This window comes from Solwaraspora sp. WMMB335 (genome assembly GCF_049179075.1).
In the GTDB taxonomy this organism is placed as follows: domain Bacteria; phylum Actinomycetota; class Actinomycetes; order Mycobacteriales; family Micromonosporaceae; genus Micromonospora_E.
The window spans coordinates 4,136,925-4,149,492 of the sequence record NZ_JBMHMF010000001.1 but is presented as its reverse complement, the minus strand read 5'-3'; the positions used below and the strand labels follow the sequence as shown (position 1 = coordinate 4,149,492).

The window sequence follows — 12,568 nt, the reverse complement described above, 5'->3', positions numbered from 1 at the left end:
TGACCGCGGCCGGCCGACCGGCCGCGGTCACCGCGGTGCCGACGGCGGCACCAGGAAGAACCGGTCCGCCGGATCGTCCGCCGGACCGGCGCCTGTGGACGTGCCGCCGGTGGCCGCGCCGTGCGGGGCCGTGGTCGCCGCGCCGGTGGCCCGCCGCATCGGCCGCCACCGTCGTCGGCGTCCCCTCGGCACCATCACCACCAGGGCGACGACGACTCCGATCAGGACCGCCGTGCCGCCGGCGATCCCGATCGCGGCCCGGCTCGACGCCCGCCAGCGGGCGGCACGGGCCAGCGCCGCCGGGTCCTCGGCTATCTCCGGCAACGCCGGTACGGCCAGCGGACCGGCACTGGTGAGCCGTTCGGTCACCGCCCGGTAGGGGTTCACCACGCCATGGCCGTATCCGCTGGCCCGGCTGCCGGCTGCCGGGTCGGCGGTGGCGATCAACCGGCGAGCGACCTCGGGCGCGGACAGCTCCGGTTCGGCGGCCCGCAGCAACGCCGCCGCGGCGCTCACCATCGGTGCCGCGAAGCTCGTGCCGTCCCAGTGCGTGTGCCCGGCGACCCGGGTGGCGGCGACAACGGCGCCTCCGGGAGCCACCAGGTCGACGTACCCGCCGATCTGCGAGCCGGACCAGCGCTGACCGTTCGCGTCGATCGCACCGACACCGATGACCCCCTCGAAAGCCGCCGGGTACGGCGTCGGGTCGGGGCCGTCACCGCCACGGTGATCGTTGCCGACCGACGCGACCAGCACCACGTCGGCGTCGCTGGCGTACTGGACCGCTTTCCGTACCTCCTCGTCCGCGCGATGGTGGACGACCGAAAAGTTGATCACGGCGGCTCCGTCGTCCACCGCCAGCCGGATGGCTTCGGCCAGGCGGGTTCCGACGACACCGGCCTCGTCGGCGTCGGTCGCCACCCGTTCGGTGACCCGGATCGGCACGATGGTCACGCCGGGAGCGATGCCGTGGAAGCCGACCCCCTGGCGCCGGCCGGCAGCGATGATGCTCGCCACCGCGGTCCCGTGCGACACGCAGTCGACGGTCCCGTCCGCCTCGATCCCCAGGATGTCAACGCCGGGTGCCACCCGGCCGGACAGCTGCGGATGGTCGCTGTCGACACCGGAGTCGATCACCGCCACCCGGACGCCGGCGCCGGTGCTCAACGGCCAGATCCGGGCGGGCGAGAGCCACCGCTGATGCCAGGACATCTCGGTGACGACCGAGCCGGAGGCAGCCGGGCTGCGGCAGCTGCCGGGCGCGGCACCGGCCGGTGCCGCCGGCGCGGCAGGTAGCGAGATCGCCACGGCGAGGGCCGGCAGCAGGAAACGGCGACGACTTGCTGAGCCCTTCCGCCGGGTCGATGCGCGCACCGCTGGCCTCCTGCCCACTCCGCACGATCGGCTCGCAATGGTAGCGAGCCAGCAGGTGAACTTGGCCTCGTCCTGCTGGCACACATTCAGTATCGTCAGAAGAGGCTCCGGACGGCCGGCGGCGGGGAGGACATCGTGGACGTGCAGGCGCTACGTGCCCGGGCCGACGAGCTGATGGCGCAGTTCGACCGGATGCGCTCCGGTGTCGGCGAGTTGCAGCAGCAGCTGCGGGCCGTCTCGGCCACCGTCACCTCCGCCGACGGCCTGGTCACCGTGACCGTCGGTCCACGGGGCCAGGTGACCAGGGTGGAGCTCGATCCCCGGATCTACCGTAGGCCGAACGCCAAGGAACTCTCCGAGACGATCACCGAGACGATCCGTGCCGCAACCGCCAAGGCCCTGGCGCAGGTAGCGGAGCTGTGCCGGCCACTGGTGCCGGATGAGCAGTTCCAGGCCCACATGGACTTCGATCTCGAAGGGGTCTTCCGCCAACTGGACGCCGATCTGCCCGGAGGTGATCACAGGTGACCGACCCGAAGGACACCTTTCTCGACCCCGACATGGCGCGGCCCGCCGGCACGACACTCGGCGCCGCCGCCGAGCGCCTCGTCGGCGAGTGGGCCAGGGTCGCCGACACGATCCGTGGCCTGAACGCCGCGACCCCGTGGGGCGACGACGAGGCCGGCCGGACCTTCAACGAGCACTATCTCGACGGCGGCGAAGAAGCCCCGGCCCAGGTCACCCTGGACGCGGGCGACGACGTGGTGGCCGCCTTCGCTGACGTCGGCGCACGGATCGTCGACGCCGTCGACGCCACGGTGGCCGACGACGCCGCCGTCGCCGACACCTTCACCGGCGGCGAATAGTGCCTCTCCGGCAGTGACAGAAGGCCTGCGGCGTGGGAATACCCAACCCGAGGGAGTCGTTCGGCGAGTACGCCTGGGTCTGGGACGCGATCTGCTGGGTCAGCGCCGGTGAGGCGTGGCCGAGCGGCGACGAGGACCAGATGCGGGAGCTCGCCGGTTCGTGGCGGGAACTCGCCGAGGTCGTCCGGACCGCGCTCGCCGAGGCGGACCCGGCCGCGCTGCGGGTCATCGAGAGCTGGGGCGGGGCCGCAGGTGAGCAGTTCGCCGCGTTCTGGCAGCAGGTCGGCGTCGGCCCCAACACCGGCCTGCCGGTTCTCCAGCAGGCGGCGGACGCCTTCGCGGCCGGCTGTGACAGCGCCGCGATGGAGATCGAGTACGCCAAACTGACCGTCCTGATCGCGGTCGTCATCACCGTCATCGCGGTCTTCGTCGCGCTGCTGATGGCCTGGCTCGGCGGAGTCTCCACCGGAGCCATCCCGGGAATCCTCACCGCCGGGCGCCAGGCGGTGACCGTCGCCTTCCGCCGCCTGCTGGCCCAGCTCGGCCGGCAGATCCTGACCAGGGCGGGGATGCGGGCGGCACTGGCCAACGCGGCCCGGATCGCCGGCAGCCATGCTGCCCGACTCAACCTGCGGCAGATCGGCACCAGGGTCGGGATCGAGCTGGCCCAGGAGATCGGCGAGGAGCTGATCATCGACGTCGGGGCGCAGGCGTACCAGATGGACCGCGGCACCCGCTCCGAGTGGGACGGCCGGCGCACCCTCACCGCCGGGGCCGGCGGTGCGTTCGGCGGAATGCTCGGCGTGGCCGGCAACCGGTTCGTCCGCAACAGCATCACGCCCCGGGTTCCGGCGGCGTTCCGCCCACCGGCGCTGAACTTCCGTGGCGCTGGCGTGGTCCGCTGGGGTGGACAGTCGATCGCCGCCGGCATGCAGAACGCCGTCATCTCACCGGCGGCGAGCGTGACGGCCAACCTGGCGGTGAACGGACAGTGGTCGAACCCCGGCCTGCAGGGCGTCCTCGGCGGGTTCACCAGTGGTGCCGGCCGTGGCGGTGCGACCGTGGCTGCCGGCTCCGCCGGTCACGGCATGGCGAACGTCACCGACCGGGTGATGGGCTGGGCCGGAGCCGGATCGGCCGGTTTGGGCACGCCGAGTCTGGGCGGTACGCCACCGCTGACGGATGTCGATCTGGGCAGCGTCGGCCTCGATACCCTCGGTACGGGGGCCGGCATGGGCACCGGCACCGGCACCGGCGCAGGTTCGATACCGCTGGCACCGCCGTCGGAATCCGGATCCGCGCCGGCCACAGCCGGCAATCCATCCGGTGGCCCTGACCATGCTCTCGCCGGTGGCCCGACACCCGATGCGGACCGCCCGACGGTGTCGGCCGATGCCGGCCTGGCCGCGTCCGATCCGCCACCGGCCGTAGCGGATGATGGCAGGCCCGGCACCGTCGGACCACCACCACCACCTGCTGCCGACGTGAATACCGCCGGCGACGCTGCCGGGGCGGCACCGGTACGCCCGGACGCCATGCCTGGTCCGGCGCAGTCGCCTGATGTCGCCATCGCCCACGGGGGCGCCACCCCCGGCGCACCTACCACCGCACCGACAGCCGGCCCGCCTACCACCGCACCGACAGCCGGCAACGCGGGCATGCCCGCCGCCGGCGCGAGCGCGCCGACCGGCCAGAGCGCACCGGCCGCTACCGGCTCGACGCAGCCGGCAGCCGCCTCGGGCCAGCAGGTCGGGCAGGTCGGGCAACAGACTGGTACGCGACCGCATGCGCCGACTGCCTCGCCGTTACCCACAGCGACGACCCCCAGCGTCGGCGCTCCGTCAGCTCCGTCAGCTCCGTCAGCTCCGGCCGGATCGTCCGTTCCGTCAGCTCCGGCCGGGCCGCGAGCCGCACCGACCGGGCCGTCCGCCGGCTCGGTGTCCTTCGGCCCGGCTGTCGCCCAGCAGCCGACCGCAGCCCCGCCGTCGACCGCAGCCCCGCCGAGTACGACGGCGACGCGACCGGTGCAGGCGCAACCAGCCGGCGCTGCCGCCCCACCCGTGCAGCGTGCTCCCGCTGACGCCGTCAGCGGTCCGCCCGTTGTCGTACCGCCGTCGGCGAGCACCGGCGAGCCGACCGCCCCGCGTGCGCAGGCTCCCAGCCAACCGGCACCGGTCGGCCCTCCGCAGGTGGACCCGGACACCCTGCAGCGGTCGGCCGGACCCACCGCCGCCGGGACGCACAGTTGGCAACTGGCGCCGGCCCAGTTCGACGGCGACCCCGCCGGCCCGCAGGCCGAGCAGGCGCTCATCGAGGCGTCGCGGACGCTGGCGGACGCCGTACAGGCCGGGGTGACCCGGCACCAGCAGTCCGCTGCGGGTGAGCGGATCTCGATGGGCAAGCGGCCCGGTGTGGTCGGCGCCCTGATGACCAGCGACGGGCAGCTCACCACCCACACCAGCATGACCGCGGACCAGAGCACCGACCCGGCCGCCGAGCCCCGACCGCATCCGCTCGTGGAATCGGTGCTGAACGAGGTCAAGCAGGAGGTCAAGCACACGGGCAGCGGGCACGGCCGGTGCGCGGAGGTGGCCCTGCTGTCCGATGTGGTCCACCAGCTCGAACAGCGGTGGCACGAGGCGGGCCGGCCGGGTGACTTCGAGGCGTACGCCCGAGCCGGACTGCAGGGTGCGAAGATCGTCACTCATCAGTTCCGGCGTGCCCTCGATCAGGACGTGATGTACGAACGCGGCGACTACCGCCCACCGTGCCGATCCTGCGCTCCGATGCTCGACAAGCTGGGTGTCACTGCGGTCGTCGACACCGAGCGGCTGCCCGGCCCGGTGGCGCCCCCGGATTCCGGTGCGCTCGGCGACGGGCGTCCGCTGCCGGCCACCCGGCCGACCGGCGACGGGCAGGGGCTGGTGCCGCCGGACGCCGCCGACCAGCAGGCACTGTCCGACGCCGTACCTCAAGGGCCGGACGGCCGCCCGGCGGTGCACCCCGATCCGCGCGGCGGCCGATGGCCGGAACTGGTCAACGACGGTGGTCCGGCCAATCCCGGCCGCGCCACGAACTGTGCCGACGTCGGATTGTCCGTGCTCGCCACCTGGTACGGCGACCCGCAGGTCGCCGCTGCGACGGACCCGTCGCTGGCGGCCGAGCCGGCCAGCACCCGCCGGCAGGAGCAGTGGCTGGGCGCGGGCTTCACGCCGCAGGGGCGCGGCCCGGCCGGTCTGGAGGCGGTCGCCGAACAGCTGCGTCGAGCCGGCCCCGGCTCCGCCGCCCTGATCATCACCAGTTGGACGGCGCAGGCCGGCGGTGGGGCGCACACCTGGAACGCGGTCAACCACGAGGGCCAGGTCATCTGGATCGACGCGCAGAGCCGCACCGTCTCCGACACCGGACCGATCTACGGCAGCGATGTCGACGGGGTCTGGTCGATCGTCCTCGACGCCGACGGCAACCCGGTGCCGGCCGCCGACCCTGGCCCCGGGGCGACCGACACCACCGACGTGACCGGTCCGGCGGACGCGACCGGCCAGCCGGATCCCATCGGTCAACCGGATTCCACCGGTCAACCGGATTCCACCGATCCGGCGTACCTGGATGCACTGTCCGACCAGGAGCGCGCCACGCTGCAGGCCGAACTGGCGGCGGCCCGGGTCGACGCCGACGCGATCCTGGCCGAGCTCGGCGACATCGGCGACCGGCTCACCGCCGAGCTCGGCCTGGTCGGCACCGACACGATGACCCCGCTGGGCACCGAGGACCGTGTCAAGGGCGACGAGTCGTTGGCCCGCAAGTTCAGCACCGAGTTCGAGCCGAAGGGCTACACCCTGCCGGAGGCGCTGGGCGAGATCAACGACATCGTGCGGTTCTCGGTCCGTGGGCCGGAGACCGACGCGTACGGCCGAGCGGCCACCGGCATGCTCGACGCGTTGGCCGCGAGCGGCCATCAGGTGGTCGACGTCAAGAGCTTCTGGCACCCCGGCAACCGGTTCTTCGGGTTGAACTGCACACTGGTGTCGCCGGACGGGCGGACGTACGAGCTGCAGTTCCCGACCGAGACCAGCTGGACGATCGGCAAGCAGACGCACGGCCCGTACGAGGTGATGCGCGACCCGGCGCGGACCCCGGCCGAGCGGATGCACGCCTTCCTCGACATTCTCGCGGTGAACAAGGCCAACGGCATCGCCGGTCGGATGCCGGGCGGCATGGACGTGCTGACCGAGCGGTACGGTCCGCCGAAGGACACCAGCTTCGCCACCTGGATCGGCAGGTCCGACCAGTCGGGTCTGCGGCGTGACTACGCCACCTGGCTGGCCGCCGACGCGAGCCGTAGCTTCCGACAGGAGCTGACCGCGCGAGGATTGGACCCGTCCGACCTACCCGGCTTCGACCTGGATTCGATAGGAAACGCAGATGCCGACCCTGACGTTCGACTACTATTTCCTGTACCGGACGCAAGACCGGACTCGACCGCCGGTGAACGTGATCGCGCTCGCCCGCAGCAGCGGCCCGACCGAGGCGGTGATCTGGGACCGCCGGACGGATCGGTGGGACTTCCGCCCGGACGTGGCGGCGTCGATCCTGTACGCGAACCCGGAACGGCACACCGTCGACCGGACCGATCGGGCGACGGCGGAGTCGGCGACCCCCCACTTCACGACGGTGCCGCTGCCGAGCGAGGCGGACCTGGCACGGATCTGCCAGCAGGCGAACCAGGAACACTGACCGGGCCCGGGTCGGCTCCATATCTGGACAGCTTGTCCGAGCGCGACGCCCGGCTCGTGCAGGATGCGCTTACCGTGGCGGTCTCCGACGCCGATGGCATCCACGCCGACCTCGCCTCGGTCAGCGCCGAGGTGACCACCCGACTGGGACCGGGCGACCTGGACGCCCCGACCACGGTCGGACTCGCCGATCGGATCAAGTCCGCGGAGTCGCTGGCCCGCAAGTTCAAGGTCCAGTTCGAGCCGGTGGGCCGCGACATGGCGGCGACGCTCGCCGGGGTCAACGACCTGGTCCGGTTCTCGCTGCGGTCGCCGGAGTCCGCGTACGGCCAGGTGGTGCTGGAGACCCTGGACGGATTGGCGGCTCGCGGGTACGACGTCCAAGCGGTCAAACAGTCGTGGCGTCCCGGAAACAGGTTCTACGGCTTGAACTGCACTCTTGTCGCGCCGCAGGGCCGGACGTTCGAACTGCAGTTTCCGACCGGGCGGAGCTGGGCGGTCGGAAAGCAGACCCATCACGCGTACGAGGTGATGCGCGACCCGGCCTTCTCGACCGAGGAACGCGTCCATGCCTTGCTGGATGTCCTGGCGGTCAACAAAGCGAACGGCATGGCGTCGCGGCTGCCCAACGGGATCGAACGGATCGCGGCACGCTTCGGCGATCCTGACACCAGTGGATTCGCCGAGTGGATCGCTGACCCGGATCGTCGCGACATCGCGCTAGGCTACGCCGCATGGCTTGGTGAGCAACGAATCACCTTCGCGGACGTCGCCGCTCGACGAGGGCTCGACCAGTCGGACCTGCCAGGGCTTGCCGAGCGGGTAGCACGAGGAGAGGTCCCGGCCGCATATGACATTCACCTACTACCTGATGTATCCGCCCGGCGAGCTGAGCGGCCCACCGGCCAACGTGATAGCCCTGGCGCGAGAGCGTGGCCCGGTGCGGGCGGTGATCTGGGACCGGCCGACCCGGCGGTGGACCTACCGGCCGGACGTGGCGGCCACGTTCCTGTACTCGACACCGGACCTGCGGCAGACCCGGTTGGTCGATCGGGCCACGGCGGAGGCGGCGACCCACCACTTCACGACGGTGCCGCTGCCGAGCGAGGCGGACCTGACGCGGATCTGCCAGCAGGCGAATCACGCCTGATCGGCGGGCGGCCGCCACTGCGGCAGACCCGCGAAGTGGGACCGACCAAGCTGGCTCCGCTGGAGGACCAGGCCTATCGGACGGCGGTGGAGTCGAATCTGCGTTCGGGGGACGGCGTCGTCGTCGGTGCCGATCCGGCAACCCACCCGTACGGTGGGTTGGTCAACGACGGCGGGCCTGGGCGGCCAGGTCGCGGCAACAACTGCCTGGACTGCTCGCTGGCGGCGTTGTCCAGCTTTCTCGGCGAGCCCGAGGTGTCGCTGCCACGGTGGCCGGATCAGTTGCCGGACGGGCGGATCGACCGGGAGTCGGGTGAGGCCGGCGGGGCGGCGAGGGCAGCCGCCTGGATCGGTGGCGACTGGACTGGGACACCGCCGGACCTGCCAGGACCGCCGGACCAGCGCGCCCCGCTGGTCGCTGCCGCGTACACGGATCTGCATGAGCGGATCAGCCGCGCCGGGCCTGGTGCGGCGGCGCTGGTCGTTGCCGAGTGGATGAAATCGAATCCGGTCACCGGGGAACCGGTGACCGACGCCGACGGACGTACCATCGCCGCCGGTGCCCACGCCTTCGTCGTCGTGTATCCGCCCGGCGCGGACGGACCGGTGTGGTGGGATCCTCAGGTAGGCAGGACCTGGCAGCGGCCGCCGGCCAGCTACGTGCAGGGCAGCCGCGGTATGTGGTCGATGACCCTGCCGGACCGGGCAACGCCGAGCGGCGTCGACCAGAAGGGGCCAGGCAATGACCGAGGACGAGGCCCGGGCGCTGATCAGCCGGCTACTGGGCACGAGCAACCCGATCGAGATGTACCGGTTCGAGTTCGGCTGGCTGGCCCAGGAGGACCTGTCGGCCCAGGAACGGCACGACGGGATGCAGCTTGGTCAGGGGAGCTTCATCGTGGACCTGACGGGCGTGGTGACGGCCCAGCCGAGCCTGCCGGCACCGGTGATAGTCGAGGAGTACGTGGCGGCGCGTCGGCAGGGTCGGGTGTCGGGTCGGCGGGTGTGGCCGGTGGTGGAGTAGCCGGGGATGGGGTGTTGTCGGGTCCGCGTCCGGTGGGTCCGTTGAATTTGGGGCTGTTGGAGGATGTGGGTTTTCAGGCTGATCTTGAGTTGGTGTTGTGGTCGGGTGATGGTTTTGTGGTGGGTGCGGATCCGTCGTCGCATCCGTTTGGTGGGTTGGTGAATGATGGTGGGCCGGGTGTTGTTGGTCGGGGTAATAATTGTATGGATTGTTCGTTGGCGGGGTTGTCGAGTTTTCTTGGTCGGCCGATGGTGTCGTTGCCGCGTTGGCCGGACCGGACCGCCGATGGCGCCGTCGACCTGCTGACCGGTGAGCTCGACGGGGTCGCGCGGGCCGAGGCGTGGTTGGGTGGTCAGTGGTCGGGGCCGGCGGAGGGGACGCCGGGTGATCCGGCGCGGCGGGCGGTGGCGGTGGCCCGGCAGTACGCGGATCTGCAGGCGCGGGTGGCGGCGGCGGGTCCGGGCAGCGCGGCGCTGGTCGTCGCCGACTGGCTGAGCCTCGACCAGACCGGCACCCGACTCAATCTCGACGCCAACGGCGAGGTGCAGGCGGCGGGTTCGCACGCCTTCTTGATCGTTTACCCGTACGGTGCGGACGGGCCGGTGTGGTGGGACCCGCAGTACGGCACGACGTCGCCGTACCCGCCGGCCGATTACGTGGCGGCCACGCACGCGTTGTGGTCGATGGACGCACCGGCGGCAGCACCGGGAGGGACCAGCGGTGACTCGGGACGAAGCGCAGGAGTTGATCCAGCGGCTGGTCGGCACGCCGAACCGGATAGCGCTGCACGAGTTCGAGTACGGCTGGGTGGCGAGGGAGATCCTGTCGGAGGCGGAGCGCATCCAGGGGATGGGACTGGGGCAGGGGAGCTGGGTGATCGAGCGGGACGGGGTGGTGACGGCGCACCGGAGCATGCCACCGTCGGTGATCATCCAGGAGTACGTGGCGGCGCGTCGGCAGGGTCGGGTGTCGGGTCGGCGGGTGTGGCCGGTGGTGGAGTAGCCGGGGATGGGGTGTTGTCGGGTCCGCGTCCGGTGGGTCCGTTGAATTTGGGGCTGTTGGAGGATGTGGGTTTTCAGGCTGATCTTGAGTTGGTGTTGTGGTCGGGTGATGGTTTTGTGGTGGGTGCGGATCCGTCGTCGCATCCGTTTGGTGGGTTGGTGAATGATGGTGGGCCGGGTGTTGTTGGTCGGGGTAATAATTGTATGGATTGTTCGTTGGCGGGGTTGTCGAGTTTTCTTGGTCGGCCGATGGTGTCGTTGCCGCGTTGGCCGGACGCCCTGCCCGACGGCACGATCGACCGGCAGACGGGCGAGCAGCACGGCGTCGACCGGGCCGAGGCGTGGCTGGGTGGTCAGTGGTCGGGGCCGGCGGAGGGGACGCCGGGTGATCCGGCGCGGCGGGCGGTGGCGGTGGCCCGGCAGTACGCGGATCTGCAGGCGCGGGTGGCGGCGGCGGGTCCGGGCAGCGCGGCGCTGGTCGTCGCCGACTGGCTGGCCGCCACCGAGTCGACTCCCGGGGGCATCGGCACGCCGTCCGGCCAGGTGCAGGTGGACGCCGACGGCAACGCGGTCGCGGACGGTTCGCACTCGTTCTTGATCGTCTTCCCGTACGGTGCGGACGGGCCGGTGTGGTGGGATCCGCAGGACGGTCAGACATGGACGGCGCCGCCGGCGCACATCGTCGCCGCGACCCACACGTTGTGGTCGATGGACGCACCGGCGGCAGCACCTGGAGGGACCAGCGGTGACTCGGGACGAAGCGCAGGAGTTGATCCAGCGGCTGGTCGGCACGCCGAACCGGATGACGCTGCACGAGTTCGAGTACGGCTGGCTGGCCCAGGAGATCCTGAGTCCACAGCAGCGCAGTCAGGGGATGCACGTGGGTCTGGGGAGCTACATCATCGACCAGGACGGGACGGTGACGGCACACGGCAGCCTCCCCGTGCCGGTGACGATCAACCAGTACGTAACAGCCCGCCAGCAGGGTCGGACGACCGGCCGCCAGGTGTGGCCGCCGCCGACGGAGCCGACACACCAGCCGACGCCCTAGCCGACGGAGCCGATCCGGATCTGGGCGACGCGGCGGCGGGCACCACGTTCGGCGGCGCGTTGCGCGACGCGGACCCGGCCGCCGCGCAGGCAGCCGTACGGGAAGCGCTGGCCACCGGGCTGCTGCCCGACGGCGCGGTGGCCGACCCGGCCACCGGCACGGTCACCCTGGATCCGGAAACCGGGCCGGTGACGGTGCGGGTCGAGGTGGCCGTGGTGCCACCGGGCGCGACGGTCGCACCGGTGGCCAGTGTCGCGGTGCACGCCGACACCGCCACGGTACGAGTGTCCGAGCGCGCCGCACCGGACCACGTCCGGCGGGCGGTGGCCGCGGCACTGGCCGAGATCGACACAGCCGCCCGGGAGCGGGCGGCAGGGCTGCGTACCGATGCGACGACCGCGCTCGCCGATGGCGCCCGGCCCGAAAGCGACGGGCGGCGCCGGTTGACCGCGCGGGACATGGGCCGGCTGGCCGAGCTGCGTACCGTGGCGGCACAGCTGCGGCAGGCCGGTGCCGGCCGGCACGCCAACCCGGCCGAGGTCGCCCAGCTGCGCGCCGACGCGGTCAGCCTGTTGATATCCAGTGGACTGCTCGAAGGGCAGCCCGAGCACCTGGTGCACGGGTTGCCGCCGAACGTGCCGCTGGTCGGCCCGGCCGCCGCCGACGCCCGGCTCGACGTGCTGCGGGATCAGCTCGGCCCGGCCTTCGCCGACCTGGCCGGCCTGCTGGACGTCGCCCGCGACACGCCCGGCCTGGTCGAGCGGGTCCGGTCCGCCCAGGCCGAGGCGCGGGCGCAGGCCCGCCACTGGGCGCAGCAGGCCACCGCCGAGCGTGACCAGGCGGACGTGGCGTTGACCGAGCGGGTCGACGCCGGCCTCGACGCCGACCCGCGGTACGTCTTCGACCGGTTGGTGATCGGCGGTGGCTGGGCGGCCACCGCCGACTTCGCCACGCTCGGCGCGCCGCCGGACACCGGGGCCGGGCTGCCCCCGGTGCTGTGCGTGTCGCAGGGCCACGACCCGTGGGCGGACCGGCAACAGCTGCTGATGGGGCAGGTCGCCAGCGAGTTGGAAATTCCCGGCCTGCCGTTCCAGCCGGCCGACTTCGCCGACGAAGGCACCCAGTTCGCGCTGTCCAGCGACTTCGCGGCGGCGGTCGGTGCCGCCCGCGCGTACACCGGGATGCCCAGCTACCAGGGCGTCGCGACCGCGATCACCCCGCGTCCGACCGGTGACGGCGACGCCGCCGGCTGGCCGGCCGGCGCGCACTACCGGGTGACGATCGGCGAGCGCAGCTTCTACGCGGCCACGGTGGACATCGCCGCCGGGCCGGGTCCGGCGCGGGTGCCGGCCGCGCCCGCCTCGACA

General features: G+C 72.2%; 3 protein-coding genes and 1 pseudogene. 3 read left to right on the top strand and 1 reads right to left on the bottom strand.

The genetic code is table 11. From position 1 onward, the window contains the following. Positions 1-27: 27 nt before the first annotated feature. Complete coding sequence (mycP, locus tag ACN27F_RS17765) at positions 28-1,374, bottom strand: type VII secretion-associated serine protease mycosin (protein WP_421434743.1); 1,347 nt, start codon at positions 1,372-1,374, stop codon at positions 28-30. 135 nt (positions 1,375-1,509) lie between these two features. On the opposite strand from mycP, the gene ACN27F_RS17760 reads away from it, so the two are divergent. From ACN27F_RS17760 to ACN27F_RS17750, 3 genes and pseudogenes are all read left to right on the top strand, one after another. Further along, entirely contained in the window at positions 1,510-1,902 is a 393-nt protein-coding gene (locus tag ACN27F_RS17760) for a YbaB/EbfC family nucleoid-associated protein (RefSeq protein ID WP_421434741.1), read from the top strand. Beyond that, complete coding sequence (locus ACN27F_RS17755; RefSeq protein WP_421434740.1) at positions 1,899-2,240, top strand: hypothetical protein; 342 nt, start codon at positions 1,899-1,901, stop codon at positions 2,238-2,240. The genes ACN27F_RS17760 and ACN27F_RS17755 overlap by 4 nt, the downstream gene beginning before the upstream one ends. Before the next feature lie 140 nt (positions 2,241-2,380). Further along, positions 2,381-10,789, top strand: a pseudogene (locus tag ACN27F_RS17750) (toxin glutamine deamidase domain-containing protein); the annotation flags it as partial. Positions 10,790-12,568: the final 1,779 nt, after the last annotated feature.